The 26,472-nt window shown below is 68.4% G+C and carries 25 protein-coding genes; 23 read left to right on the top strand and 2 right to left on the bottom strand.

What is annotated here, in order from left to right; all coding sequences use genetic code 11:
• Window positions 1-291 precede the first annotated feature (291 nt).
• The 15 genes from QME70_11765 (at window position 292) to cutA (ending at window position 17,389) form a co-directional block, all read left to right on the top strand.
• A complete protein-coding gene (locus QME70_11765) occupies window positions 292-858 on the top strand; it encodes a class II aldolase/adducin family protein (GenBank protein ID MDI6895253.1) in 567 nt (188 codons plus the stop codon).
• A gap of 112 nt (window positions 859-970) precedes the next feature.
• Window positions 971-1,408 (top strand): zinc ribbon domain-containing protein, encoded by a 438-nt coding sequence (locus QME70_11760; protein MDI6895252.1) that lies wholly within the window; start codon window positions 971-973, stop codon window positions 1,406-1,408.
• A gap of 212 nt (window positions 1,409-1,620) precedes the next feature.
• The gene (locus QME70_11755) at window positions 1,621-3,846 is read left to right on the top strand and encodes an acyl-CoA dehydratase activase-related protein (protein MDI6895251.1); all 2,226 of its coding nucleotides are present in this window, start codon (window positions 1,621-1,623) and stop codon (window positions 3,844-3,846) included.
• 1 nt (window position 3,847) lies between these two features.
• Window positions 3,848-4,891 (top strand): acyl-CoA dehydratase activase, encoded by a 1,044-nt coding sequence (locus QME70_11750; GenBank protein ID MDI6895250.1) that lies wholly within the window; start codon window positions 3,848-3,850, stop codon window positions 4,889-4,891.
• Between the two features lie 24 nt (window positions 4,892-4,915).
• Window positions 4,916-6,901: a DUF2325 domain-containing protein gene (locus QME70_11745; protein ID MDI6895249.1), complete on the top strand. Its 1,986-nt coding sequence runs from the start codon at window positions 4,916-4,918 to the stop codon at window positions 6,899-6,901.
• Between the two features lie 315 nt (window positions 6,902-7,216).
• Window positions 7,217-8,974 carry an aldehyde ferredoxin oxidoreductase C-terminal domain-containing protein gene (locus QME70_11740; GenBank protein MDI6895248.1) on the top strand — a complete coding sequence of 586 codons (1,758 nt, stop codon included), beginning with the start codon at window positions 7,217-7,219 and terminating at the stop codon, window positions 8,972-8,974.
• Window positions 8,975-9,065: 91 nt separating this feature from the next.
• Complete coding sequence (locus QME70_11735; protein ID MDI6895247.1) at window positions 9,066-9,710, top strand: MoaD family protein; 645 nt, start codon at window positions 9,066-9,068, stop codon at window positions 9,708-9,710.
• Window positions 9,626-10,879, top strand: a complete 1,254-nt coding sequence (locus tag QME70_11730) for an FAD-dependent oxidoreductase (GenBank protein MDI6895246.1) — start codon at window positions 9,626-9,628, stop codon at window positions 10,877-10,879. Before QME70_11735 ends, QME70_11730 begins: the two co-directional genes overlap by 85 nt.
• Before the next feature lie 10 nt (window positions 10,880-10,889).
• The gene (locus tag QME70_11725) at window positions 10,890-11,861 is read left to right on the top strand and encodes a D-2-hydroxyacid dehydrogenase (protein MDI6895245.1); all 972 of its coding nucleotides are present in this window, start codon (window positions 10,890-10,892) and stop codon (window positions 11,859-11,861) included.
• Window positions 11,862-12,025: 164 nt separating this feature from the next.
• Window positions 12,026-12,322, top strand: coding sequence for an Asp-tRNA(Asn)/Glu-tRNA(Gln) amidotransferase subunit GatC (gatC, locus tag QME70_11720; GenBank protein MDI6895244.1), 297 nt, complete (start codon window positions 12,026-12,028; stop codon window positions 12,320-12,322).
• Between the two features lie 20 nt (window positions 12,323-12,342).
• A complete protein-coding gene (gene gatA / locus QME70_11715; protein MDI6895243.1) occupies window positions 12,343-13,836 on the top strand; it encodes an Asp-tRNA(Asn)/Glu-tRNA(Gln) amidotransferase subunit GatA in 1,494 nt (497 codons plus the stop codon).
• 70 nt (window positions 13,837-13,906) lie between these two features.
• Complete coding sequence (gene gatB, locus QME70_11710) at window positions 13,907-15,400, top strand: Asp-tRNA(Asn)/Glu-tRNA(Gln) amidotransferase subunit GatB (GenBank protein MDI6895242.1); 1,494 nt, start codon at window positions 13,907-13,909, stop codon at window positions 15,398-15,400.
• A gap of 59 nt (window positions 15,401-15,459) precedes the next feature.
• A complete protein-coding gene (locus QME70_11705; protein ID MDI6895241.1) occupies window positions 15,460-16,452 on the top strand; it encodes an NADH:flavin oxidoreductase in 993 nt (330 codons plus the stop codon).
• A gap of 36 nt (window positions 16,453-16,488) precedes the next feature.
• On the top strand, window positions 16,489-16,962 hold the full coding sequence (locus QME70_11700) for an RDD family protein (GenBank protein ID MDI6895240.1): 474 nt from the start codon (window positions 16,489-16,491) through the stop codon (window positions 16,960-16,962).
• A 100-nt stretch (window positions 16,963-17,062) separates the two neighbouring features.
• A complete protein-coding gene (gene cutA / locus QME70_11695; GenBank protein ID MDI6895239.1) occupies window positions 17,063-17,389 on the top strand; it encodes a divalent-cation tolerance protein CutA in 327 nt (108 codons plus the stop codon).
• Window positions 17,390-17,411: 22 nt separating this feature from the next.
• Here the strand turns inward: cutA and QME70_11690 are convergent, their stop codons facing one another.
• Both QME70_11690 and QME70_11685 read right to left on the bottom strand, forming a co-directional pair.
• Window positions 17,412-17,693 (bottom strand): hypothetical protein, encoded by a 282-nt coding sequence (locus QME70_11690; protein ID MDI6895238.1) that lies wholly within the window; start codon window positions 17,691-17,693, stop codon window positions 17,412-17,414.
• Window positions 17,694-17,833: 140 nt separating this feature from the next.
• On the bottom strand, window positions 17,834-18,355 hold the full coding sequence (locus QME70_11685; GenBank protein ID MDI6895237.1) for an ECF transporter S component: 522 nt from the start codon (window positions 18,353-18,355) through the stop codon (window positions 17,834-17,836).
• A 490-nt stretch (window positions 18,356-18,845) separates the two neighbouring features.
• Between QME70_11685 and QME70_11680 the strand changes: the two genes are divergently transcribed.
• The 8 genes from QME70_11680 (at window position 18,846) to nuoH (ending at window position 26,472) form a co-directional block, all read left to right on the top strand.
• The gene (locus QME70_11680; GenBank protein MDI6895236.1) at window positions 18,846-19,196 is read left to right on the top strand and encodes a hypothetical protein; all 351 of its coding nucleotides are present in this window, start codon (window positions 18,846-18,848) and stop codon (window positions 19,194-19,196) included.
• A gap of 61 nt (window positions 19,197-19,257) precedes the next feature.
• Entirely contained in the window at window positions 19,258-19,968 is a 711-nt protein-coding gene (locus QME70_11675; protein MDI6895235.1) for an HAD family hydrolase, read from the top strand.
• Between the two features lie 145 nt (window positions 19,969-20,113).
• Complete coding sequence (locus QME70_11670) at window positions 20,114-21,316, top strand: amidohydrolase (protein MDI6895234.1); 1,203 nt, start codon at window positions 20,114-20,116, stop codon at window positions 21,314-21,316.
• A gap of 115 nt (window positions 21,317-21,431) precedes the next feature.
• Entirely contained in the window at window positions 21,432-22,535 is a 1,104-nt protein-coding gene (locus tag QME70_11665; protein MDI6895233.1) for a N(4)-(beta-N-acetylglucosaminyl)-L-asparaginase, read from the top strand.
• Window positions 22,536-22,729: 194 nt separating this feature from the next.
• A complete protein-coding gene (locus QME70_11660; GenBank protein MDI6895232.1) occupies window positions 22,730-23,083 on the top strand; it encodes an NADH-quinone oxidoreductase subunit A in 354 nt (117 codons plus the stop codon).
• On the top strand, window positions 23,074-23,595 hold the full coding sequence (locus QME70_11655) for an NADH-quinone oxidoreductase subunit B family protein (GenBank protein ID MDI6895231.1): 522 nt from the start codon (window positions 23,074-23,076) through the stop codon (window positions 23,593-23,595). The genes QME70_11660 and QME70_11655 overlap by 10 nt, the downstream gene beginning before the upstream one ends.
• Window position 23,596: 1 nt before the next feature.
• Window positions 23,597-25,468 (top strand): NADH-quinone oxidoreductase subunit D, encoded by a 1,872-nt coding sequence (locus QME70_11650; protein ID MDI6895230.1) that lies wholly within the window; start codon window positions 23,597-23,599, stop codon window positions 25,466-25,468.
• Window positions 25,465-26,472, top strand: coding sequence for an NADH-quinone oxidoreductase subunit NuoH (gene nuoH, locus QME70_11645; protein ID MDI6895229.1), 1,008 nt, complete (start codon window positions 25,465-25,467; stop codon window positions 26,470-26,472). Before QME70_11650 ends, nuoH begins: the two co-directional genes overlap by 4 nt.

Raw genomic sequence — 26,472 nt, 5'->3', positions numbered from 1 at the left:
GCCGCCCGGGAGAGTAGGTCGGTGCCGGGAAGCTGTTGGAGAGCCCCCGCGGGGACGCGCCCCGCGGGGGCTTCCGTCTTGCTGGCTGATGCGCGCAGAGATCCACCTTGCCTGGGGGGGACCGGGGTTGGGGGAAGGACCGGCGCCTGGTCAGCATCGAAAAGTATATCGTGCGCGCAGACGGCACCGAGGGCGCCAAGGCCGGGAGACAAAGTGGGGAAGAGCTCGTTGCGGTCGTCCCGCTCCGGTGAACCCGATAATGCGGTGGGCGCGTCAAGGGGAGGGTATGCGGTGGACCAGCGTGAATTGCGAAAGGAAATGACCAGGGTCTGCAGGACCGCTTACTGGCGGGGTCTCACCGCGGGGGCCGGGGGCAACGCGAGCGCGCGGGTGGCGGAGGACGGCCCCGTCCTCATCAAGCGCACCGGATTGAGTTTTCTCGACGTCACCCCGGAAAGTTTCCTGCTCGTCTCCATGGAGGGCGAGGTCCTGAGCGGGGCGGGGAAGCCCTCCACGGAGCTCGGCTTCCACCTGGCCCTCTACCGGGAACACCCCGAGATCGGAGCGGTGTTCCACGGCCACCCCCCTTTCGCCACCGCTCTCGCGTCCCAGGCCGGTAAGCCGGACCCTCGGGAAAGCTGGAGTGACGTACCCGTGGTCCCTCCCGCCCCGCCCGGGTCCCCCGAACTGGCCCGCGGAGTGGCGGCTGCCTTCAGGAAAGCCGGTGTCAAATGCGCTCTGCTCCAGGACCACGGGATAGTCACGGTGGGCAGGGACATCCGGGATGCCTTCCTGGTGGCCGATCACGTCGAGAACCGGGCCCGCATGGAGTTTCTCTCGCGGCTCCTCGTGCTGTGAGCTGCGGGGGTGCACCGTTTGACAGGGGGGAAAGCTAGCCTTAAACTGGTAGAGCGGACGCCGGGTGGGGCGTGCCGACCCGGTCTGACCGGGCGGGAAGGAGGTTGAGGGCATGGCCAAGGATTTCCTCGACAGGCTGGGCCGTACCCTGAAGGAGGGTGCCCGGGTGGTGGCCCGGGAGTCCGAGGAGCTGGCCAGGGTGGGTAAGCTGAGGCTGGACATCGCCGGGCTGGCGGGCAAGCGCGACGACCTCTGGGAAGAGATCGGCAAGACCATATACACCCAGTTCGAAGAAGGCCGGGAGGTTCCGGCCCAAGTGATGGACCTGTGCAGGCGTGCCCAGGAGGTCGTGGAGAAGATCAAGGGGAAGGAAGCGGAGATAGCAGCCCTGCGCGCGCAGGAGGAGGAGAAGGCCCGGGCCGAGCAGGCGGGAGCACCTGCACAGGCCGCTGCCGGTACTCCGGAGACGGCGGGGCAGTGTCCCCGGTGTGGCAGCCCGGTGGAGCCGCAGGACCGGTTCTGCAGGCAATGTGGTGCGGCCCTGAAGTAGTCCCGCGGGCCGCGACCGGTCGGGTACCGGCCGCGGGGGGATGGGCGCAGGCTAGCTGGGCCCGCGGAAGCGGGGGAATGCGGCCCGCAGGCCCATTTCGTGGAACTTCTGGTGGGGGTTGAGCGCGTCCTGGTGGCCCCTGATCCTGGTAGTGCTGGGGGCGGTCATCCTCTGGCGGGGCGTGCGGAGGTCTGTCTGACGGGAGGCCCGCCATGCCGAAGGTCGGAATCCCGCGTGCTTTCTCCTATTACTACTTCTATCCCTTCTACCGGGGATTCCTGAAGGCCCTGGGGGCGGAGGTGGTGGTGTCCCCACGCAGTTCGCGCCGCACCCTCGACCTCATGCAAACGTGCCCCACGGACGAACCCTGTGTGTCCGTGAAGCTGTGCTTCGCCCACGCCGCCTGGCTGCGGTCGGCCGGGGTGGACTTTTTCTTCCTCCCTTACATGGTGAGTGTGGATGCGGCGAATTACCTGTGCCCGAAGATGATCGGGATCACGGACATGGTGAGGGTGGGGCTGGGGCTACCTGACGATGTTGTGCTCGCCCCGGTGCTCGACCGCAAGGATCGGCCCTCCGCCTGGCAGGACACCTTCCGGGAAGTGGCGGCCCGGCTGGGGGTGGAGGGTCCCCAGCGGGTGCGGGCGGCGCTGGAGGCCGGCGAAGCTGAGCAGGCCCGTTTCCGGAGCCTGTGCTGCCAGGGTCTGACTGTCCCGGAGGCCATCGCCCGCCTGGAGGGGCGCGAGCCGCCCGGGCGGCGCCGCTACTCGTCCCGGGTCAGGCACGATCCCGGCCTCCGCATCGGGGTGGCCGGTCACGCCTACCTCCTCTACGACCTGATCGGACACGACGTGGTCGGTCGCCTGCGGGAGTATGGGCAGGTGGCCACGGCCGAGATGGTGGACGACGAGAGCGCCCGGCGGGAAATGGCCACCATCTTCGAGGGCGAGAAGATGTGGTACATAGAGGCACACCTGCTGGGGGCGGTGCTCCACTGGCTCCGCAATCGTTTGGTGGACAAACTGGTGCTGGTGCAGGCCTTCGAGTGCGGGCCCATGTCCGTCGTGGAGAACTTCGTGCAGGAGGAGGCGGACGCCCGCGGCATCCCCCTGCTCATTCTCACCGTGGACGAGCAGACGGGAGAGGCGGGGCTGGTGACCAGGCTGGAGGCGTTCATGGACACTTCTCCCGTGGGCGACAGCCGCACCCTGCGCGTGTCGCCGCTGCTCCATACCACCGTGTTCCCGCGGCGGGGGCCGGAGCCGCGCCATCTCAAGGCGGGAGTGGTCACCATGGGGAGCCTGGACGTGGGCGTGCGGGCCATGCTTGAAGAGTGCGGCGTGGAGGTGGTGAGGCTCCCCCGCCTGGGGAAGGAAACGGTGGACCTGGGGAAAGAGCTGGCGCCTGAGTTCATCTGCTTCCCCATGGTCACCCTGCTGGGGGAGATGCGCCACCTGCTGGACCGGGGCGCAAACATGCTGCTGATGGTGATGGGCAAGGGGAGGTGCCGTCTGGGATGGTATGCCCAGGTGCAGGAGCTTCTCCTGGGCCGGTACGGCTACCGGTTCGAAATGCCGGCCTTCAACTCTCCGGTGCCCCTGCGTAGCAACTGGGCTCCCTTCGCCCGCGTGGTCAGGCACGTGGCCGGGGGAGCGTCCTGGCCGCGCATCATCAGTGCCTTCCGCTTTGGCTGGCGAAAGGTGGTTCTCACCGACCGGGGGGAGCGCCTGCTGCACAGGTGGCGAGCGTTCGAAGAGGAGAGGGGGGCGGCGGATCGCGCCTACCAGCGCTTCCTGGGCCGCCTGGATCGCGCCTCCAGCTACCGGGAGATGAACCGGGCGTGGGATGACTTCCGTGCTGAGCTGGAGGCGATCCCCACCCTGGACACCGATCCCCTGCACGTGCGGGTGTTGGGGGAAATCTACGTTCTGCTCGAGCCCCTGGTGAACAAGGATCTGGAGAAGATCGTGGGGACCCGGGTGGAGCAGCGGGTGTGGGTGCACCGGGAGCTGTGCGCCTCCGAGTGGTTCCGGTTGCACGTGTTCCGTGACCGCAACCTGAGGCGGCGGGAAGAATATGTGCGGCATGCGGCGTCGCCCTACCTGCGCGAGCTGGTGGGCGGCCACGGTACCGAGAGCGTTGGGGGGGCCGTGCTGGCGCCCCGCGAGGGGATGGACGGGGTCCTGCACCTCATGCCGTTCACCTGCATGCCCGAGATCGTGGCGCAGAACGTGCTGGTGCGGGCGGCGGACGAGCACGACTTCCCCATCCTCACCTTCATCATGAGTGAGCAGACCGGCGAGGCGGGCATCATTACCAGGGTGGAGGCCTTTCTGGATCTCCTGGAGGAACGACGACGGGCACGCCGCTCCGTGACCCGCGAGCCAGCGAGGTGGCCGACCGGTCGCGCGGAGTGGCAGGCCGGCGGGGTGAGGTGAAATGGCGCACTACATAGGGGTGGACGTGGGGAGCCTGACCACCAAGGTGGTGGTCATCGATGACTCCGAAGAGGTGCTGTTCTCCACTTACCTGCGCAACACAGGAGGACCCATCGAGGCCATTCAACAGGGGTTCGCCGGGCTCTGGTCGCGCTTCGGGGCAGGGCTGCAGGTGGAGGGCGTGGGCACGACCGGCTCCGGCCGTCTCCTGGCCGCCATCATGGTGGGGGCCGACTGCGTCAAGAACGAGATCACCGCCCATGCCACCGCCGCCCGGCGCGTGGAGCCCGATGTACGCACCGTCATCGACATCGGCGGGCAGGACTCCAAGATCATATTCATCCGGCAGGGTGTCCCCGTGGGCTTCAACATGAACAGCGTGTGCGCCGCCGGTACCGGGTCCTTTCTCGACCATCAGGCCAGCCGGCTGGGGGTTCCCATCGAGGAGTTCGGGCAGTATGCCCTGCGGTCACGGAGCCCCGTGCGCATTGCCGGGCGTTGCGGGGTCTTCGCCGAATCCGACCTCATCCACAAGCAGCAGATGGGTTACCGCCGGGAAGACCTCATCGCCGGTCTCTGCATCGCCCTGGTGAGCAACTATCTGGCCAATGTGGCCCGCGGCAAGCGCATCGAGCCCATCGTCCTGTTCCAGGGAGGAGTGGCTGCCAACGTGGGCATCCGGGCCGCCCTGGAGACCCAGCTGGGGATACCCATCAAAGTACCGCGACACTTCAGGGTGATGGGGGCGCTGGGTGCTGCGCTCCTTGCCCGGCAGGACATGACCCGTACGCCCCGCCCGTCGCTTTTCCGGGGGGCGGAGCGCATCGCCACGTTTTCCTGCGTGCCCCGCAGCTTCATCTGCCGCGACTGTGCGAACCTGTGCGAGATCAACGAGCTGTACATAGACGGGAGCCTGCACAGTCGCTGGGGCTCCCGGTGCGGGAAGTGGGAGGATCTCTCCCTCTCCTCCGGAGGGAGGGACAGCAGCCAGGAAGCGCCTCTGCGCCTGCTGAACGGTGCCGGCGCCGTGGAAGTCAACCGGTAACCAGGCGGCTCGGGGGGGTGGGCGATGGCGACCGGGAGCGAAGGGGACTTCTGGACCAGACTGGGCGACGTCCAGGTCCGCCTGTTGCTGGGTTCCCTGCCCAGGGGCACCCTGGTGGGGCTGGCCCGGGACCTGGGGGTGCCGGTGAAGGGCTGGCGCCTGGAGACCGCGCCCGCCCGGCTTTTGGCCCGCCAGCTGGCGACCGCGTGGGCGCGCCAGGCGGACCTGCGCCCGGTGTTGCTGGGTGCCATCCTGGACCGGGTGGGGGAGCTGGGCCGCATGATGGAGGGGCTGCCCGTGGCCGCCATTCGCGGTAGTCTTCCCAACTGGACGGAGCGCTGGGGGGCGGCGGCGGTCGCCATGTGTCTGGACCTGGACGACAGGGTTACCGTCCAGAGGATGGCTGCTCCCGTGTGGGCGCGTGCCCTGGCGGAGGAACGGGGGGAGGAGGCAGCACCGGCGCCGCCGCCGGGACCGGCGGAGGGAGGGGCCGGGCGGGAGGCGGAAAGGCTGCGCAGGCGACAGCAGCGCCTGCTTCATGAGCGCGATCAGACCATTGCCCGCCTGGAGAAGGAGGTGGCTGCCCTCGAGCAGAGGCTGGCCCAGCGGGAACAGGAGAGGGCACGCCTGGCAGAGGTGACCCGCCGCCTGGAAAAGGAAAAGGGGGAGCTGTCTTCCCGGTTGCAGGAGGCCACCGGGGATCTGGAAAGGGTGCGCCAGGAACTCGACAGGTTGCGCCAGGAGCTGCGGGAGCCCCTGGCTCTGCAAGGCAGGGTGGCCGAGCTGGCCGAGGCGCTGGCCCAGGCCGAGTCCCAGGCCCAGGGGCACCAGGCATCCTGCGCTCAACTCGGCGCCCGAGTGCAGGACCTGGAGTCCCGGGTGGCGTTCCTGACCCGGGAGCTGGAAGCGCGCGATGTCCAGATCGATCAGCTGAAAGCCCGGCTGGCGCAGCGAGACGCTGCCGCGGCCCGGGCGGCATCCCTCGACACGGGCCGGGGTGCGGTCCCGGAGGGAGCGCGGATTGCGGTTCCCGATGCGGCCCGGGTGCTGGAGAGGCTGGTGGCCGACCTGGAGCGGATCGTACGTTCGGTGCCCGGAGCCCCGCCGGTGGCCGGCCGGGTGGAGTTCCGGCAGGGCTGGGAGTTCTCCAGTGGTGACGTGCGGATGTGCCTGTCCGACGGAGTGGCGCGAGGGCTGCGCCTGCTGGAAGGGGATGAGGTGGCCGTCACGGTGGCGGGCGGGGGGGCCAGAGTCCAGCTTGCCGGCCGGGTGCCCCGGCGCGCATTGCTGGGATACCTGCGGCTGGGGGAGCAACCCGTGGTGCGGACGCCCGAAGGCGACGAGTGGGTGCTGGTCCCCGGAGAGGTAGAGGCGATGGGGGCAGCCGATGGCGACCCGGTGACCGTGGAAGTGCCCGACGGGGCCCGGCCCGGGCAGGGGTGGGCGCGGGTGCTGCAGGTGCATCAGGTGGAGAACCCCTTCCCCGTCGCCAGGTTGCCCCTGCGCCGGGTGCGGGCCGGGCGACGGAAGGCTGCCGCAGTCGGGGAGATGGGCCGTGGGCAGGCTGACAGCCAGGAGTTGTGCCCGGGCGGCTGGCTCAAGGACTGGTGCGTTCTGGTGGTGGGCGGGGACGGCCAGGAGCAGTGGTACCGGCAGGCGGTGGAGAAGAGGGGTGGGGTTTTCGAGTGGCACAGCGGCTTCGAGGCGCTGCGGCCCCTGCCGGGCAAGGTGCGCACCGCCGACCTCGTGGTGCTGATGACCGGGAGGATGAGCCACAAGGCCTTCGACCTGGTGCGCGAGGCCGGCGCCAGGTTCACCAAGAAGCTGGTATATTGCAACGAGCTGGGTGCCGGCGCTCTGGTGCGGGCCCTGGCCGGTGCCCGGGGGCACGTGGAGATGGTAGGGCAGGCGGGGCACGCGGGGCACGCGGGGCAGGCGGGGCAGCCCGGGCAGGCGGGCCAGGCCGGCGCGGCCGGGCAGGAAACGGGAAGCCCGGCGGCGAACCAATAGGTCGTGCTCCGAGCCGCGATGCTCCGACCAGATGCCAGGACTTGCCCCGCCATGCCACGCCTAACCGGAGCCGCCGGAGGTCCGGCCAGGGTGGGAGGGTGACCTCACCGCCTGCCGTGCTGCAAAGGAGCCGCCTGGGCGGCTCGTTGTTTTTGTCAGTTGCCGCAATCATGGGAAGGGAGCGGGGGTGGGATCGCAGAGCGAGTGGGTGTCTTTTGCTGCGCGGACGGTCAGTTCTCCAGCGCAGGTAGAGCCCTGTTTCGGTGAGAGCCAGTCGATGCCAAGATCCCAGCGTTGAGAACGGGAGGTGCCGAGGTGCGTAAACTGGTTCGGGTCAATATGACCGAAAAGACCGTGAGGGTGGAGGAATTGCCCGAGAAGTACTGCTTCTGCGGGGGGCGTTGGCTCACCTCGACCCTGGTGGCCGACGAGGTGCCCCCCACCTGCCATCCGCTGGGCCCCAACAACCGCCTGGTGTTCGCCCCTGGCATTGTGACGGGAACGGCAGCTCCCAGCTCGGGCCGCATTTCGGTGGGGGGCAAGTCTCCCCTCACCGGTGGAATCAAGGAGGCCAACGCGGGGACGCCGGTAGCCCAGAGCCTGGCCAGGATGGGAATCGCGGCGGTGGTAGTAGAAGGAGAGCCCCGGGAAAAGAGGGCCTTTTTCATCCTCAGGCTGAACAAAGACGGCGGCGAGCTGGAGCCGGCGGGAGATCTCGCCGGCCTGGGACTATATGAGTTTGCCGCTCGTGCGCGGCAGCGGTTCGGTGAGGCGGGATTTGTGGTGACGGGACCATGCGGCGAACAACGCATGGCCATGGCCGGTGTATGCTTCAACGACGGCGAGTTCCGGCCGTCACGGTACGCGGGGCGAGGCGGGCTGGGAGCGGTGATGGGAGCCAAGGGTCTGAAGGCCATCGTGGTGGACGACGCGGGAGCGCCCGGGGTGGCTCTGGCCAACGAGGAACTGTTCCATACCGGACGGCAAAAGCTCGCCGACGCCCTGCGCGAACATGCGGTTACCAAGCCCGGTGGTGCCCTGAACTCCTTCGGTACTGCCGTGCTCATCAACATCTTGAACGAGGCAGGGGGCCTGCCGACCCGCAACTTCAGTGCTGGCAGGTTTGAGGGGGCCGGCAAGATCGCGGGCGAGACCATCGCGGAAACTATCGGGCAGCGGGGCGGCCGGGGCAAGACGGGCCATGGCTGCCACCCGGGCTGCGTCATCCAGTGCAGCAACATCTGGTCGCGCCCGGATGGCTCTGAGCACGTCTCCTGCCTGGAGTACGAGTCGGTGTGGGCCCTGGGCGCCAATTGCGGGATAGATGACCTGGACGCCATCGCCGAGCTGATCTGGGTCTGCAACGACAGCGGCCTGGATACCATCGAAGCGGGTGTCACGCTGGCCGTAGCCATGGAGGCGGGGCTCATCCCCTTCGGTAACGGCAGGGCCGCCATAGACCTGTTGAGAGAATGCGCCCGGGGAACGCCACTGGGACGCATTCTGGGGAACGGAGCGGCATTCACCGGGAGGGCATTCGGGGTCACCCGCGTGCCCGTGGCGAAGGGCCAGGGTATGCCGGCCTACGAACCCCGCGCGGTCAAGGGAATCGGCGTCACCTACCTGACTTCCCCCATGGGTGCCGATCACACTGCCGGGTACACCATCGCCCCTGAGATCCTGTCGGTGGGCGGGAAGGCGGACCCGCTCCTTGCCGAGGGGAAGGTGGAGATATCCGCAAACCTGCAGGCGGCCACCGCCTTCGTCGACAGCACGGGATACTGCCTGTTCATCGCGTTCGCCATCCTGGATATCCCCAGCGGATTCGAGGGTGTGGTGGAGACCTGCAACGGCGTGCTGGGAACCACCTGGTCCACGGCCGACGCCGCCGCCACCGGCGCCCAGATCGTGCTCGAGGAGCGCAGGTTCAACCAGGAAGCAGGACTCACCCGGGCTCATGACCGGCCGCCCGAGTTCATGCGCTACGAGCTGCTCCCACCTCACAACCGGGTATACGACGTACCCGATGAGGAACTGGACCGGGTGGCGGTCTTGCTGGAGAAGAGCCGGTGAGCCCACCCGGGCTGGAGCCGTGCCCTGACGAGGATGACCACCCGCGGGGGGTTGCCGTAAGAAGCAACCCCCCGCCGCTGGAGGTTTGACCATGCCCGTCGTACGAGTGCGGCTGTACGCCTCGCTAAGGGATTACGCCCCGGGAGGCAGCGAGCGCGGAGCCTTTACCCTGGAGCTTCCGCCGGGCAGCACCCTTGCTGACCTTTACGCCCGCCTGGGAATGCCGCCCCAGGAAGTCAAGCAGGCGTTCGTGAACGGCAGGCGGGAACAGCCCGGCCTGATCCTGCGCGAGGGAGATGAGATCGGGATCTTTCCCCCCATTGCCGGGGGAGGGGTGGCCGTACCGGCCGTCCAGGTGCAGGTCTTCGCCACCTTCAGGGAAGTGACGGGCACCCCCCGCCTCACCGTGGAGGCCTCTTCGGTGCGGGAGGTGCTGTCCTTCCTGGTGAACAGGTTCGGGGAGCCCCTGGCCCGCCGCCTGCTCACGCCGGCGGGCGAGGTGCAGGAGGCCGTCGCTGTCCTGGTGAACGGACGTAACGTGCGGTTCCTGCAGGGCGCGGATACCCCCCTGCGGGCCGGGGACACGGTGACCATCATCCCGCCCGTTGCCGGCGGTGACCGCGGCGGGGGCGGAGGCGGGAGGCGATACTCGTGCGCCACGTCATCGTCGGGAACGGGGCGGCCGGTTACACGGCTGCCTCCACCATCCGGTTACTTGACCCCCAGGCGCAGGTGACCGTGGTGACCGACGAGCCCCATCCCTTCTATTCCCGGGTATTGACCTCTTATTTCATCGCGGGCCGCGTCTCAGAGGAAGATGTCTTCCTGGCCCGGGCCGGCGAGTACCACGCCCGGGGCATCACCCTCCTTGCCGGTCGGAAGGCAGTGGCCGCCGGGCGCGACGGTGAGGAGGGGTGGGTGGAACTGGAGGGCGGTACTGCGCTGGCGTGGGATCGGCTGCTCCTGGCCACCGGTTCCGAACCCGTGCGACTCGATGCTCCCGGTGCCGACCTGGCCGGGGTGTTCAACCTGCGCACCCTGGCGGACGCCCGGGCCATTCTGGCTCGGGCCCGGCCGGGGGAAACCGCCCTGGTGGTGGGCGGGGGCATGATCGGCTTCAAGGCCACCGAAGGCCTGCTCGGCCTCGGGATGCGGGTTGTCATGGCCGTGTCTTCCCCGCGCGTGCTCTCGCAGGCTCTCGATGAGGAGGCGGGTCACCTGGTGGGGGAGATGCTGGCCCGCCACGGGGTCACTGTCCTCACCGGAGTGGACGTGGCGGGCCTTGCGCGGGCGGGAGATGGTCTGGTGGCCTACCTTTCCGACGGGCGACCTGTTCCCTGCGCCCTGGTGGTGGTCGGCAAGGGCGTCAGGCCGCGGCTCGAGCTGGCCCGTCGCCTGGGTCTGGAGATCAACCGCGGCGTCCTCTGCGACGAGCACATGGCCGCTTCCTCCCCGGGGGTGTTCGCGGCTGGGGATGTGGCCGAGGTATACGATCCGTCCCGCGGGGAGCCGCGCGTCAATGCCCTCTGGCCCAATGCGGTGGCCCAGGGGCGGGTAGCGGGGGCCAACATGGTAAGAGGGCCGTGCGAGTGCTTCTGGGGAGGAATAGGGCGGAACGTACTGTGCCTGGGTGAGACCGGCATCGCCAGCGGAGGTGTGGTGAGCCCTCGGGGCAACGGCTACCGGGAGGTGAAGGTGCGGGGTCCCGGCTTCTACCGCAAGCTGGTCCTGCAGGGAGACCGGCCGGTGGGCGCCATTTTCGTGGGCGACCTGGCCTGGTCCGGGGTGGTCATGGCGGCCATCCAGTCGGGTCAGCCTGCCTCCGATCTGGCCGAGGCCTTTCGCACCGGCCGGCTCTACCCGGCCTACGTACGCCAGCACGCGTTCTATTACCGCCGACGTTAGGGGGGATCGTGTGGAGCAGTTGAAGATCCTGGCCTTGAGCCGGCTGAGCGATGAGGGCGTGGCGGCCATCGAGGCGGTGGCGCCCGGGATCAGGGTGCTCCGTGCGCCCACGAGGGAAGAGGCGGAAGCCCTGGTCGAAGAAGCTGACGTGATCTACGGGACCCGTCTGAGCGCTGGTGCCGCCGCCCGGGCCCGGCAGCTGAAGTGGGTTCATGCCCCGGCCGCGGGGGTGGACAGGCTGCTCACCCCGGAACTGGTGTCCGGGCCGGTGGCGGTGACCTGCTCCCGGGGGTTACACGCCCATTCCCTGTCCGAGCATGCCTTCGCCCTCATGCTCGCCCTGGCCCGCCGGCTGCCCGAGTTCTGGGAGGACCGGCGGGACCGCCGCTGGCAAAGGCGGGAGGGCCGGGTCCTGGCCGGGGGCGCGCTGCTGGTGGTGGGCCTGGGGGCGGTCGGGACCGAGGTGGCCAGAAAAGGTCTGGCCTTCGGCATGCGGGTGCTGGCCGTGAGGCGTACAGCTCATCCCGGAGGCGGTGGCCCGGCGGACGCGGCACCGGGGCTGAAGGAGGTGGGGGGACCGGACTCGCTGCTCCGGCTGCTGGGCCGGGCCGACTGGGTGGTGCTCTGCGTTCCCCTCACGACCGAGACCCGGGAGATGATAGGCAGGCGGGAGCTGGAGGCGATGAAGCCCACCGCCCACCTCATCAATGTGGCCCGGGGAGAGGTGGTGGACGAACCGGCGCTGGTGTCCGCCCTGAAAGAGGGACGCATTGCGGGGGCCGGGCTGGACGTGTTCGCCGCCGAACCGCTGCCCCCCGAGAGCGAGCTGTGGGGGCTGCCCAACGTGGTCATTACGCCCCACATGGGCGGCAGCATGGAAGACTACGAGGAGCGGGCCCTGGGCATATTCCTCGATAACCTGCGCCGTTTTCTGGCGGGGGAGCCCCTGCGCAATGTGGTGGACAAGGGGCGGGGATACTGAGACGCGGCGCCGGGCGCCGGCTGGTGCGGGGCCGAGCCCGCAGGGCCGACAGGCACCCGGTGACACACAGGGCCGTTGTGAGCGCCGGTGATCAGGTGGTAAGATAGGAAAGACTGTGAAGTCGGGTCAACCCGGCTCCGGGGGGTGGGGCGTTGCCCATCGGTATGCGAGAGGTGGAGCATGTGGCCTGGCTGGCCCGGCTGGAACTGACGGACGAGGAGAAGCAGGTCCTGGCCGGGCAGCTGGGTCGCATCCTGGAGTACATGGAGAAGCTGAAGGAGGTCGATACCGAGGGCATCCCTCCCACCTTCCATGCCCTGGAGGGGATGGCCAGCCCTCTGCGGCAAGATCAGCCCGCCCCCGGTCTGGACCCGGAAGGAGCGCTGGCGGGCGCCCCGGACCGGGTTGACGACCTCTTCCGGGTGCCCCGCACGGGCGAAGGGGAGGAGGAGGGGGCGTGATCGCGCAGGCGGCGGACGCCATCCGCAGGGGCGAGCTGCGCGCCCGTGACCTGGTGGAGTCCTGCCTGGGCCGGACTGCCTCCCTGGACGGCGTGCTGGGATGCTTTCTCACCCTGGACGGGGACCGCGCCCTCGAACGCGCCGCCCTTATCGATGAAGAGCTGGCCCGTGCCCGGCGGCAGAGTGCCGGGGTAGGAGAGACGGGAGCGCACCCATCGGCGCCGGCAGCACGTCCTGACCCCAGCGCAGGCGGCCACGGGATCCTGGCGGGGATACCATACGCCTGCAAGGACAACATGTGCACCCGGGGCGTGACGACGACGTGTGGCTCCCGCATCCTGGAGGGATACGTGCCCCCTTACGACGCCACCGTGGTGGAGCAACTGACCGGCACGGGGGCCATCCTGCTGGGCAAGACCAATATGGACGAGTTCGCCATGGGCTCCTCGGGAGAGAACTCCGCTTTCTTCCCCACCCGCAATCCCCACGATACCACCCGGGTGCCGGGGGGTTCGTCCAGCGGCTCGGCGGCGGCAGTGGCGGCCGGTCTGGTGCCCTTCGCCCTGGGGTCCGACACCGGCGGCTCCGTGCGGCAGCCCGCTTCGTTCTGCGGGGTGGTGGGGTTCAAGCCCACCTACGGCAGGGTGTCGCGGTACGGTCTGGTCGCCTTCGCCTCTTCCCTGGATCAGATCGGACCCCTCACCCTCACGGTGGCCGACTGTGCCCTGGTGATGGAAGTGATGGCCGGCCACGACCCCCGCGATGCCACTTCGGCTCAGGTCCCGGTGCCCCAGTACACGGCGGTGCTGGGACGGGACGTGCGCGGGCTGCGGCTGGGGGTACCCCGGGAGTACATGGGAGAGGGTATCGAGCCCGGGGTGAGGGAGGCCGTGCGGGCGGCCCTGGGGGCGCTGGCCGATCTGGGGTGCGCCGTGGAGGAGTGCTCCCTCCCTCATACCGACTACGCCCTGGCAGTGTACTACCTGGTGGCTCCGGCCGAAGCGTCTTCCAACCTGGCCCGCTACGACGGGGTGCGCTATGGGCTGCGGGTGGAGGGTGGCGACATCACCGCCATGTACTCCCGCACCCGGCGTCGCGGGTTCGGGCCGGAGGTGCGCCGGCGCATCATGCTGGGCACTTACGCACTCTCCGCGGGCTACTATGATGCGTACTACCTGAAGGCCCAGAAGGTGAGGACCCTGGTCAGGCGGGACTTCGAGCAGGCCTTTGCGCGTTACGATTTGCTGGTCGCCCCCACCTCGCCCACAGTGGCCTTCCGCCTGGGGGAGCGGACGGATGACCCCCTCAGCATGTATATGGCTGACGTGTGTACCATCCCCGTCAACCTGGCCGGTATCCCCGCCATATCCATCCCCTGCGGCCAGAGCGAGGGTTTGCCGGTAGGCCTGCAGATCATGGGGCCGCCCTTCGCGGAAGGCCTCATCCTGCAGGCGGCGTGGGCCTTTGAGCAGGCCACCGGCGGAGCCCCCTGGCGCCAGGAGGTCACCCCATGAGGACGGCGGGGCGCGTGCGGGGAGGACGCCGGTGCCGGGGGACGGTCCTGGTGGGGAGAGGTGAGTGACGTTGAGCGAGTTAAGTGGGGGCGGTCGGGAATCGGGAGTACCGGCGGGATGGGAGGCCGTGATAGGCCTGGAGGTGCACGTGGAGCTGGCCACCGCTTCCAAGATGTTCTGCCCCTGCCCCACGCGATTTGGCGCCCCGCCCAACGGCCAGGTGTGCCCGGTTTGCCTGGGTCTCCCCGGCGTGCTCCCCGTCCCCAACCGGCAGGCGGTGGAACTGGCGGTGAAGGCTGCCCTGGCCCTCAACTGCCGGGTGGCGACTTACAGTAAGTTTGACCGCAAGAACTACTTTTACCCGGACATGCCCAAGAACTACCAGATATCCCAGTACGACCTGCCCCTGGCCGGAGACGGATATCTCGAGATCCCGGCGGCGGAAGGGTCCAGGAAGATACGCATCCGCCGGCTCCACCTGGAAGAGGACACGGGCAAGTCCATGCATGCCGCCGACGACATCGTGACGGCCCGTTACTCCCTGGTGGACTTCAACCGGGCGGGCATCCCCCTGGCGGAGATCGTCTCCGAGCCCGATCTCAGCACCCCGGAGGAAGCGCGGCTGTACCTGGAGAAGCTGAAGGCCATCATGCAGTACTGCGGGGTGTCCGACTGCCGCATGGAGGAGGGGTCCCTGCGCTGCGACATCAATGTCTCGGTGCGGCGGCCCGGTGAGCGGGCCGGTACGCGCACCGAGGTCAAGAACGTGAACTCCTTCCGCGCCGTGGAGAGGGCGCTGGCTTACGAGATATGGCGCCAGGTGCAGTTGCTGGAAGCGGGCGGCGAGGTGGAGCAGGAGACCCGCCACTGGGATGAGGGGGCGGGCCGCACCCGCACCCTGCGCACCAAGGAATACGCCCATGATTACCGGTATTTCCCGGACCCGGACCTGCCGCCGCTGGTGCTGGATCCCACCTGGATAGAAGAGGTCCGGCGATCCCTGCCCGAGTTGCCCGATGCCCGCCGGGAGCGGTACGTGCGCGAGCTGGGCCTGCCCCCGTACGATGCCGCTGTGATCACCGCCTCCCGGGGTCTGGCAGAGTTCTTCGAGGAGGCGGTAAGCGCCTATCCCCAGCCCAAGGCGGTGTCCAACTGGGTGATGGGAGAGGTACGGCGCTACCTGAACGAGCACGGTCTGGAGCCCGAAGATATCCCGGTGCGACCGGGGCACCTGGCGGAGTTGCTGAGGATGGTGGAGCGGGGCACCATCAACACGCGGGTGGCCAAGCAGGTATTTGGGGTGATGTGCGAGACGGGGCGCCCCGCAGCCGAAATCGTCAGGGAGAAAGGTCTGGAGCAGGTGAGCGACGAGGCCTTCATCGATCGGGCGGTGGAGGAAGCCGTCGCGGGTAACCCTGCGGTGGTAGCAGACTACCGCAAGGGCAAGGAGAAGGCGCTGGGGTTCCTGGTGGGACAGGTGATGAAGGCCACCCGGGGAAAGGCCAACCCCCAGATGGTAAACCGCCTGCTGCGGGACCGCCTGGGACCGCCGGGACCGGCGTGACCGTTTCCCGCCCGTGGTGAAAGAGAAGGGCGAGTCGCGAATCTGAAAGGGGTGCGAGGATGCCGGGACTTCTTGCGCCGCTGGAATTTAAGGGCATGGAGCTGCGGAATCGGATCGTCATGCCACCCATGGCTTCGGATGTGGCCACCACCGATGGGGAACCGACGCAACGACACTTCGACCATTACCTGCCGCGGGCGCGCGGGGGTGTGGCCCTGGTCATCGTGGAGCACAGCTACGTGGATACCGGTGGGCGGCTGACGCGCACGCAACTGGGTATGCATCACGACGGCCTCATCGCTGCTTATCGGCGCCTGGCGGAAGCCATCCGCGAGGCGGGGGCGAAGGTGGCCATTCAGATCACCCATGCCGGGGGCGCCACCACCGAGGAGGTGGCGGGTGCCCGGCCCGTGGGTCCGTCGGAGGTGCTCAACCCCCGGTCCCACCGGGCGCCCCGGGCTCTGGAGGCGGGGGAACTGGCGGCGCTGGCCGAAGCCTTTGCCACCGCGGCCCGGCGGGCGCGCCTGGCCGGGTTCGACGGGGTGGAGATCCACGGTGCCCACGGCTTCCTGCTCAACCAGTTCCTCTCTCCGGTCACCAACCGCCGCCAGGATGAGTATGGCGGTCCACTGGAGAATCGAGTCCGCTTCCCGCTGGAAGTAGTCCGGGCCGTGCGGGCTGCGGTGGGAGCCGATTACCCCCTCCTGTACCGTCTGGGGGCGGCTGACAACGTCCCCGGCGGCCTCACCCTGGAGGAAAGCCAGGTGGTAGTTCCCTGGCTGGTGGAGTCCGGGGTCGATCTCGTGGACGTGACCGGGGGGCTGGGCGGGTCGCGACCGCCCGGCGCCCCGCCGGGGTACTTCGTTCCCCTCGCGGAAGGGATCAAACAGGTGGTAAGAGTGCCTGTGGTGGTGACCGGCGGGATCACCGATCCCATCTTTGCCGACCGCATCGTGCGGGAAGGGAAGGCCGACCTGGTCGGCATCGGCAGGGCCCTGCTGGCGGACCCCGACTGGGCCCGGAAAGCCATCGCCGCCCTGCAGGGACCCTGACGGGCATAGAATGGACGGGAGGAGGAGGGTTGCATCATGAACTACCGGAAGGCCGACCTGTTCCGGCGCTTCCTGGCCGCCCTGGTGGATGGCATCATTGCCGGCATCCCCGGATTCATCCCCGTGGTGGGTGCCCTGGTGGGGGCTGCGTACACCCTCACCAAGGACGCCCTGGTTTACGAGATCACCAGGGATGCGCAGTGGAAGAACCGCAGCATCGGCAAGAAGCTGCTGGGGCTCGAGGTGGTCAGCCTGGGGGGCGGGGACATCGACCTGGTGGGTTCGGCGCGGCGGAACATCACCCTTGCCGCGGGCTCGCTCCTTGCCGTGATCCCGGTGGTGGGATGGGCGGCCGGTGCCGTGGTGGGCGGCATTCTGGGCATCCTCGAAACCGTGCTGGTACTGGTCGATCCCCAGGGCAGGCGGATGGGGGACAGGCTGGCCAACACCCAGGTGGTGGAGACCCAGGCCGTGGACCCCCCCCAGGCCCAGCAAGGCCCCCGCGCCTGACAGGCCGGCCGCTACACGCGTGCGGGGCTGGCGCTGCGCCCCCAGGGGCCCGGCGCCACCACCAGAATGGATGGTGGTGTGCTGGTACGGAGGTGGCGCGATGTCGGTCAGGTATTGCCTGGTGTATGTCACCGCAGGCAGCTCGGAAGAAGCGGTCGGGCTGGGCGAGGCGGCCGTATCTGCCCGCCTGGCCGCCTGCGCCAACGTCGTTCCGGGGGTGACGTCAGTGTACCGGTGGGAAGGGAACCTGGAACACGCTTCGGAAGCGGTCCTCGTGCTCAAGACCAGGATGGACCTCGTCCCCGCCCTCCGCGACGAGATCAAGAGCCGCCACAGCTACCAGGTGCCCGCCTTCCTGGTCGTCCCCCTGGACCAGGTGGAAGCCTCTTACGCATCCTGGATGGATGGCGAGTTGAGGAGCTCCTGAACAGGGACAGCAGCCGTCCCCATCAGGTGGTCAGGGTGAACTCGGTGCCGTCATCCATGCGGATAACCAGGCTGCGCCCGTCCGGTGCGGCCCGGACCTCTGCGATCTCTTCCTCTTTGAGGGTCACGGTGGTGCCGGCCCGGGGGGAGGAGAGGGTAAAGGTGAGAAAGGGAGCAGGGTCGGCGGGGGCCGCCACCCGGTCTACCGTGCAGGTGAGGTTGCTCTCCAGGTTGGCCAGCCTGGCCTGAAGGTGGGCCGGGCGCCCTGCCAGGAAGCCGGATACGCGCTGATACCGTTCGCCCAAGGCGGCGCCTCCTCTTGCCTCTTCTGCCTGTACTTTGAGCCATGGGTGCCCGCCTTATCCGCTCCTCGACGTGCTGCCGGAGCAGCGGCTTGCGGTAACGGGCTGCGCGCCAGAAACCCGAGGGCTGTGGCCGGCAGGTGCTAGCGGGATTCGACCAACTCCTTTGCCCCCCGGAATGCCCGCACCAGCACGGCTCCCAGCACCACGCTGGCGAGCCCCTGCAGGCCGTTCTCGGGGATGGTGGCCAGGGCGGGAGCAAACCCGTGCAGGACCACCACCGAGGCCAGGTAGTACCCCAGCACCATCCAGGCAGCACCGGCCACCATGGCGCCCACCACGCCCGCCGTCAGGGCATGTCCGCGGGCGAAGGTGCGGTGAGCCAGCAGCCCCACCAGGAGTCCTTCCGCACCCTTGATCGCCAGGGTCCAGGGAGCCCAGATGGCGTAGCCGGTCAGTACGTCTGCCATGGCCGACCCCACTCCCCCGGCGATGGCCCCTGTGCGGGGACCGAGCCACAGGGCCGCCCAGAAGATCACCGCTTCTCCCACGTTCAGGTACCCCTGGGTGGCCCCGGTGGGAATCTTGATGACCATGGTGGCCAGGGCCACCAGGGCCACGAACAGCGCCGTGAGAACGATTTCCCTCAGCACACTCCTGGACATCCAGAACCCCCCTTTGGTTTGCGGGGAGCCCGGGGCTGCTGACGGAAAGGCTCCCTCGGCCGAGGGAGCCTTTCGGGGGGAATCCGGGTCAGCGTGCAACTGTTTGCCGCCGATGTTCCCGTGCCTTCTCCCACTCAGACTTTACTGTCGGCCCCGGATTCTCACCGGAGTCCACCGCTGGGGCTGATGGGCTCGTCCCCTGCCGGGCGGCAGGGGCATCACCACCGGTTGGGAATTGGGAAGGTTTCTTCCCTCACCCCGCCCCGAAGGCTACCGCCTGGCCTCATTATACAGCAAGAGCGGTATGCCTGATAGAGCAGGATGCGTGATCGAGCAGCGGGCCTGCGCGCGGTTGCGCGGGGAGCGCGGGCCTGAAGTGGGCGAGCAGAAAGGTTGACCGGATTGCAAAGGTGATCGGTCGCATGATCGGGCGCAAGAGGTTGACCGGGCGCGGCCGGACTGCTACCATGCCAGATGAGGTGAGGACACGGTGTGGCCGCGCAACCATTTGCTGCTGATCCGCGTCGGCCGGCCGGGCGGGCGGCGCTTCCTGATCCCCGTCACCCTCGCCGTGGTGGACGATTTGATCAGATCGTGGCTGGATCTCTTGCACCTGGGCGGCGGCGTGTTCCTGCACCTGGGGGGGCGCCTGGCGGGGCGGCCCCTGGCACGCGTGCTGGAGGCGGTGAGCAGGAGGAAGGTCGGGGCCAACGGCACCCGGCTGCTGGGATCGGGCCTGGACGGGCTGTGGCGCGTGTGGACCGACGTGCGCCGGAGCGGTAAGCGTACTCTGCTCGAGTTGCAGCCCGGCGACGTGGAGATCTGCATCCGGTTGTGGTAGGGGGCATGCGGCCCGGAAGCGGGCGATGGCGGCCCGAAGAGGCAACGCTGGGGGGATGGATGTGGACTTGCGCGGCGTGGGGGTGCTCCTGTTCGACCTGGACGGCACCCTGCTGGGACTGGACATAGACGCTTTCGTTCCCATCTATTTCGGGGCCCTGGCGCGGCGGTTCGACGGTCTCCTGCCGGCTTCCGACCTGGTGGATGCCATCCTGGCTTCCACCTGGACCATGATTTCCGACCGCGACCTTTCCCGTTCCAACGAAGAGGCCTTCTGGAGTGACTTCCTTCCCCGGGTGAGCATTGCCCGGGAAAAGCTCGACCCTCTGTTCACCGCCTTCTACCGGGACGAGTTCCCGTCCCTGGGCTACCTGGCCGCCGCGCTGCCCGAGGCCCGGCGCGTGCTCGAGCACGCGGTGGCGAAGGGGTACACCCTCGTGCTGGCCACCAACCCTCTCTTCCCCCGGGTGGCCATCCGCGAGCGCATGCGCTGGGGGCGGATCGACGACTTCCCCTTCGCCCTGGTGACGGCTTACGAGGACATGCATGCGTGCAAGCCCCACCCCGAGTACTATAGGGAGATCCTCGATCTCGTGGGTGCCCGCCCGGAGGAATGTCTGATGGTGGGCAACGATGTGCAGGAGGACCTGGCTGCCTCTCTCCTGGGGATCAGGACTTTCCTGGTAGAGGGTCCTTACCTGAGGGACAAGGGCGAGCCGCACTACCGTCCCGACCTGCGCGGGGCACTCGCCGACCTGATCACCCTGCTATGACCCCGGCGGCCCGCCGGCGAGCGGTCCCGGCGGCCCGCCGGCGCCGGGGCAGCGTGGCCGGGGAAGGAGCTTTGCTTCGGGTGCCGAAGTCTTACCCGGTCCCGCGTCCCGGCGCGGGCGAAAAGCGTCTCGGGGGGAGTTGCTGATGAAAGCCATCGTTGGCGGTAAGGTGCTCACCATCACCCTTGGCACCATCGACGGGGGCGTCGTGCTCGTGGACGGGGGCAAGATCAAGGCTGTCGGCAAAGACATCCCCGTTCCGCCCGAAGCGGAAGTGATTGACGCGCGCGGCTGCTGGGTAACACCCGGTTTCATCGACGCGCACAGCCACATAGGCCTGTTCGGGGAGCCTCACGTGTGGGCCCATCAGGACGGCAACGAGATGACCAACCCGATCACCCCCCACATGCGGGCCATCGACGCCATTAACCCCGCCGATCCTTCCTTTGCGGATGTAGTGGCGGCCGGAGTCACTGCGGTGTTCACCGGGCCCGGTAGCGGGAACGTCATCGGGGGCCTGGGGCTGGCCGTCAAGCTGGCGGGCCGTACGGTGGAGGAGATGGCGATCCCGGGCACCGAGGCCCTCAAGATGGCCCTGGGGGAAAATCCCAAGCGGGTGTACGGCGAGGGCAAGAAGCAGGTTCCCTCCACGCGGATGGGGAATGCGGCGGTCATGCGGGAGGCCCTGGTTTCCGCCCAGAACTACATGCGCAAGCTGGAGCAGGCTTCCAGGAAAGAGGATGCTGCTCCCCCGGAGCGGGACCTGCGCTGGGAGACCGTCGCCCGCGCCTTGCGCCGGGAGATCAGAGTACGCATCCACTGCCACCGCGCGGACGACATGATGACCGCCATCCGCATAGCCGAGGAGTTCGGCCTCCTCTTCTCCCTCGAGCACGCCACGGAGGGGTACAAGATCGCCGACGTCCTGGCCGAGAAGGGTATTCCCTGCGTGGTGGGACCCCTGCTCATGAGCAGGAGCAAGATGGAACTGAACGAGGTGACCATGAAGAACGTGGGAATCCTGGCGAAAGCGGGGGTCAAGGTGGCCATCCAGGTGGATTCGGCCTCTTCCACCCGCTGGCTACCGGTGCAGACGGGCCTGGCGGTGCGGTACGGGATGCCCGAGGAGGACGCGTTCCGCGCGGTCACCATCAATCCCGCCGAAATCCTGGGAGTGGCCGATCGGCTGGGCAGTCTGGAGCCGGGCAAGGACGCGGACATCGCCATCTTCAACGGGCACCCCTTCTGCACGTTCACCCAGGTCGAGAAGGTGCTCATCGACGGCAGGGTGGTGTACGAGAGGCCGGCCGACCTGGTCTCGGGCCACACCGGACCCTGCCCCTGCTGACGGTCGGCACGGCGCGGAACCGAGCGCGCGGAGGTCCGCCTGACCGGAGCGGACGATCCTGCCCGTGCTGACGGCGGGCCGGGCGGGGTGGCGGACCCCGGTGAAGGTCAGGTGCGTGGAGAGGAAGGAGCAAGGGAAGGAGCGGGGGATGGGGCCAGGAGTGGTGGTGGCATCCGCCAACGGGCGGGTGGGAATTGCCCGGGCGGTGGAGGTATTGCGGCAGGCGGGTTCGGCCCTGGATGCGGTGGAGGCGGGGGTGCGGGCAGTGGAAGCGAACCCCGACGACCACACGGTGGGTTACGGTGGCCTGCCCAACCTCCTGGGCGTGGTGGAGCTCGACGCGGCCATTATGGACGGGCGCACCCTGGCCGCCGGGGCGGTGGGGGCGGTGAAGGATTTCTTCCATCCCGTCTCCATAGCCCGGCGGGTGATGGAGGAACTGCCCCACGTCTTCCTGGTGGGTGAGGGGGCGGAGAGGTTCGCCCGGGAGATGGGGTTCAGCCCCAGCGAGCTACTCACCGCGGAGGCGCGTGAGGTGTGGCTGCGCATGCTGCGGGACGAGGGAGAAGTGCCGGACCCCTCGCGGCTTCCCTACCTGCAGAAAATCCGGCAGTACGTGGAGTGGGCCATGGACCCCGAGAAGGTGTGCACCGCGTACGGTGGCGTCCACCAGCGGGGTCCGGGGTCGGCCGTATCCCGCGAGCATGCCCCGGGCCGGGCGGCGGGTGCCGACCGGGATGCCCCGGGCCGGGCGGGCGAACCGGCTTCCCCGGGAACAGTGAATTTTCTGGCCCGCGACCGCGCGGGAGACCTGGCGGCGGCTACTTCCACCAGCGGGTGGGCGTGGAAGTATCCCGGCCGGCTGGGCGACAGCCCGGTGGTGGGTGCGGGCCTTTACGCCGACAACCGGTACGGCGCTGCCGCCTGCACCGGGCGGGGGGAGATGACCATCCGGTCCTGCACCGCTTACAGCCTGGTACGTCACCTCCGGGAGGGATTCACCCTCCACGAGGCCGGGAAGCGTGCCATGGAGGAGCTGGGCTACCTGGTCGACCGCTACTTCAGCACGGTGAGCGTGGTGGCCATGGACCGGGAGGGGAACCACGCGGCGTTCTCCAACCGTGCCCGCGCCACCTACGTGTTCATGACCGAAGAGATGGATGCTTACGAAGAGAGGGACAGGACGTGGGTTCCGGTCACGGCCGGGCGTTCTTCCTGAGGCGGGAGGCCGCGCCCGGCCCCCGGCTCACCCCGGCCCGGGGCCATCCCCCGGCCGGGACCAGGGCATGTGAAATTGCACACTTCTTTGTTGACATATGGGGTTGCCACGGTGTAAGCTTGCCTTTGGATGTTGCTTAACCCTAACGGCCCTATTGCAGGAAGGTTGCGGCATTGTTGGGGGTGAGGGGGCAGGTGGACAGTTTCCTGGAAGTAGTCATCTTCGTCGCCGCCGGCTTTCTTTTTGTGCCCGTTACCATGCTGGTGGGGAAGCTGCTGCGGCCCCACCATCCTTATGCGGAAAAGCTGGTAACGTACGAGTGCGGCGAACCGTCCGTCGGCAGCGCGCAGATCCGGTACCACGCACGTTACTACCTGTTCGGCCTGCTGTTCCTGGTGTTCGACATTGAAACCGTATTCATGTACCCCTGGGCGGTCATGGTCAGGCACCTGGGGGTGGCCGGCCTGGTGGAGATGGTGGTGTTCATAGCGGTGCTGGTGATCGGCCTGGTGTATGCCTGGCGCAAGGGGGTGCTGGAATGGGTATAGCGGAAAGCGAGCATCTCCCCGGCGTCATCACCACCAGTGTGAAGCGGGTCCTCAACTGGAGCCGCAAGAACTCCCTGTGGTACCTCCTGTTCGGGCTGGCCTGCTGCGCCATCGAAACCCCCATGGCGGCCGGGGCGGCCCGGCACGATCTGGACCGCCTGGGCATGTTCTTCCGGGCCTCGCCGCGGCAGGCTGACCTCATGTTCGTCGCGGGCACGGTGACCGAGAAGATGGCCCCGCGGGTGCGCGCCCTCTACGACCAGATGGCGGAGCCCCGCTGGGTGGTGGCGGTGGGGGCGTGCGCATGTTACGGCGGTCCTTATCGCAACGGATACAACGTGGTCCCCGGCGTGGACAAGATCGTCCCCGTGGACATCTACGTGCCCGGATGCCCGCCCCGTCCGGAAGCGGTGCTCTACGGTCTCCTGCAACTTCGGGCCAAGGTGCTGCGGGACGGGCTGCCTCCCGACCCCCGGCTGCTCGAGAAGGCCCGGGCGGGGAAGGTGGTGTGACTTGTCCGAGCAGGGTGGCATTAACGCGGAACTGGGCGTTCGGGAAAGTGCAGCCAACGCAGGGCTGGGCGCTCGAGAGAGCGCAGCCGGCCTGGACCTGAGCGCGCCGGCGGGTGGCGAGGATCTGGCCGGCCGCCTGACCGCGGCACTGGGGCTGGAAGTGAAGGTTTCCGGCCCCGATCTGGTCCTGGAGGTGCCGCGGGAGCGCTGGGTGGAAGCGGCCCGCGCGCTGCGGGACGACCCCGCCGTGGACGCCCGTTTTTTCTCCTTCCTTACTGCGGTCGATGGCAAGGACTCGATGACCCTGGTAGCATACCTTCGTTCCCTGGCCAGGAAAGTCTCCGTGGTGATGAGGACCTTGCTCCCCCGGGAGGCACCGGAGGTGGCCAGCCTGTGCGGGGTCTGGCCCGGGGCCAACTGGCACGAGCGGGAAGCCTGGGACATGTTCGGCATCCGGTTCCAGGGGCACCCCGACCACCGGCGCATCCTGCTCTGGGAGGGGTACCCCGGACATCCTTTGCGCAAGGACTTCGCCGACCCGCGGCCGCCCCGCGAGCGGGTGGGCCCGGCAGATCGACCCGCGCTGCTCGCCCCCTGGAGCAGCACCGCCGCTGCCGGCGGCATTCCCCCCTCCGCAGACAACCCCCCACGCGGTGGTGACGCCCCGGCCTTCGCGGTACCTGCGCCGTCGAGCCAAGGTGTGGCTGCGGGTTCTGGCGGCAATGGCAGCCGGCCCCAGGGCCGGGAGGAGGTAGCGGTGCCGGGCGCCGGCGAGGCGGAGCCGGAGGTGCTGGAAGTCAACATGGGACCGCAGCACCCCAGCACGCACGGGGTGCTCAGGGTGGCGGCCCGGTTCGACGGCGAAGTGGTGCGGAGCGTGGACCCGGTCATCGGGTACCTGCACCGTTGCTTCGAGAAGATTTGTGAGGGCTGGAACTACGCCCAGATCGTCCCCTTCTGCGACCGCAACGACTACCTGGGCGCCATCACCAACGAGTGGGCCTACTGCCGGGCAGCCGAGGCCCTGCTGGGGATCGAGGTGCCCGAGCGGGCCGAGTACCTGCGGGTGATCACCGCCGAACTGCAGCGCATATGCAGCCACCTCATCTGGTTCGGCACCTTCTCCCTGGATATGGGTGCGACCACCCCGTTCATCTACGCCTTCCGGGAGCGGGAGATGCTTTACGACCTGTTCGAGAGCCTCTCGGGTGCCCGTCTGCTGTACGGGTACCTGCGCCTGGGCGGGGTGCGCAACGACGTGCCCCCGGGCTGGTTCGACGAGGTGGAGCGCTACCTCCGGGTGCAGGAGGAGAAGCTGAAGGAGTACTACGACCTCCTCATCGGCAACGCCATCTTCCTCAGCCGTACCAAGGGCATCGGGGCCATCTCGGCGGAGGACGCCACCGCCTATGGCGTTGCAGGACCCATGCTGCGGGCGTGCGGGGTGGACTGGGACCTGCGCCGGAGTGAGCCCTACTCCGTGTACCCGCGCTTCTCCTTCGGCATCCCCCTGGGCGAGGCCGGTGACCTCTACGACCGCTGCATCGTGCGCATGCGGGAGATCGAGGAGAGCATCCGCATCGTGCGTCAGGCCATGGCCTCCATACCGGAGGGGGAGATGGTGGGGAAGGTGCCCCGCGCCCTCAAGCCCCCTGCCGGCGCCGAGGTGTACGGCCGGGTGGAGGGGCCCCGGGGCGAGGTGGGGTGCTATCTGGTGTCGGACGGCTCCCCCAAGCCCTGGCGTATCAAGTGGCGAGGGCCGTGCTTTTCCAACCTGCAGCCCCTGGACCTCATGGCGCGGGGATACAAGGTGGCCGACCTGGTGGCCATAGTTGGTTCCACCGACATCGTGCTGGGGGAGGTGGACCGGTGAGCATCGTTTCCTCCCTCAATGCCCTGGTGGGGTCGTTGCCCGGGTTCTGGTCGCCCCTGGTGTCGGCCCTCATCAAGGTGCTGCTGGTGCTGGCCTTCGTGTTTGGCAACGAGATCATGCTCATCTGGCTGGAGCGCAAGGTGTGCGGCCGCTTCCAGCGCCGCAAGGGTCCCATGTACGTGGGCAGGCCGGAGGGTTGGCTGCAGAGCATCCCCGATGTGGTGAAGTTGCTGGCCAAGGAAGATATCATCCCCGCCCGGGCCGACCGCTGGCTGTTCCTGCTGGCGCCCATGGTGATCATGGTGCCGGCAGTGGCCCTGTTCGTGGTGATCCCCTTCGGCCAGGGATGGGTGTCGCGCGACCTCAACATCGGCATCCTCTACCTGGTGGCCCTGGGCTCCTTCACCATGCTGTCCCTCTTTATGGCCGGATGGGGTTCGGGGAACAAGTGGTCCACCCTGGGGGCCATGCGGGCGGTGGCCATGCTGCTGGGGTACGAGGTGCCCCTGGCCCTCTCCCTGGTGGGGGTCGCCATGGTGGCCGGGTCTCTGAGCCTGGTGGATATCGTGCACGCCCAGCAGCGGGCCTGGTTCGTCCTGCTGCAGCCCATCGGGTTCCTGGTGTTCCTGGTGGCGGCGGCAGCGGAACTGAATCGCACCCCCTTCGACCTGGCCGAAGCCGAGCAGGAACTGGTGGCCGGATACCAGGTGGAGTACAGCGGCATGCGCTGGGCCATGTTCTTCGTGGCCGAGTACGCCAGCCTGATGGCCATCTCCGCCATTGCGGCGACCTGCTTCCTGGGCGGCTGGCTGGGCCCCTTCGCCTCGGGACCCTGGTGGTTCCTGGCCAAGCTGTACTTCTTCATCTTCTTCTTCATGTGGGTGCGCTGGACTTTCCCCCGCATCCGCATCGACCACATGATGGAGCTGGGCTGGAAGTTCCTGCTGCCGGTGGCCCTGCTGAACATTGTCCTCACCGGCATCGGCCTGGCTCTCTGGGGGTAG

The organism is Bacillota bacterium (genome assembly GCA_030019365.1).
Lineage (GTDB): Bacteria > Bacillota > Sulfobacillia > JACIYH01 > JACIYH01 > JACIYH01.
Note: the sequence above shows the minus strand (reverse complement) of the source record. Positions and strands in the feature narration are given on the sequence as shown.

What these genes read in the sequence shown, in the direction of transcription:
- QME70_11760 (MDI6895252.1), top strand. Translation starts at nt 971, where the DNA reads ATGGCCAAGGATTTCCTCGACAGGCTGGGCCGTACCCTGAAGGAGGGT.
- QME70_11755 (MDI6895251.1), top strand. Translation starts at nt 1,621, where the DNA reads ATGCCGAAGGTCGGAATCCCGCGTGCTTTCTCCTATTACTACTTCTAT.
- QME70_11750 (MDI6895250.1), top strand. Translation starts at nt 3,848, where the DNA reads ATGGCGCACTACATAGGGGTGGACGTGGGGAGCCTGACCACCAAGGTG.
- QME70_11745 (MDI6895249.1), top strand. Translation starts at nt 4,916, where the DNA reads ATGGCGACCGGGAGCGAAGGGGACTTCTGGACCAGACTGGGCGACGTC.
- QME70_11735 (MDI6895247.1), top strand. Translation starts at nt 9,066, where the DNA reads ATGCCCGTCGTACGAGTGCGGCTGTACGCCTCGCTAAGGGATTACGCC.
- gatC (MDI6895244.1), top strand. Translation starts at nt 12,026, where the DNA reads ATGCGAGAGGTGGAGCATGTGGCCTGGCTGGCCCGGCTGGAACTGACG.
- QME70_11705 (MDI6895241.1), top strand. Translation starts at nt 15,460, where the DNA reads ATGCCGGGACTTCTTGCGCCGCTGGAATTTAAGGGCATGGAGCTGCGG.
- QME70_11700 (MDI6895240.1), top strand. Translation starts at nt 16,489, where the DNA reads ATGAACTACCGGAAGGCCGACCTGTTCCGGCGCTTCCTGGCCGCCCTG.
- cutA (MDI6895239.1), top strand. Translation starts at nt 17,063, where the DNA reads ATGTCGGTCAGGTATTGCCTGGTGTATGTCACCGCAGGCAGCTCGGAA.
- QME70_11685 (MDI6895237.1), bottom strand. Translation starts at nt 18,355, where the DNA reads ATGTCCAGGAGTGTGCTGAGGGAAATCGTTCTCACGGCGCTGTTCGTG.
- QME70_11670 (MDI6895234.1), top strand. Translation starts at nt 20,114, where the DNA reads ATGAAAGCCATCGTTGGCGGTAAGGTGCTCACCATCACCCTTGGCACC.
- QME70_11655 (MDI6895231.1), top strand. Translation starts at nt 23,074, where the DNA reads ATGGGTATAGCGGAAAGCGAGCATCTCCCCGGCGTCATCACCACCAGT.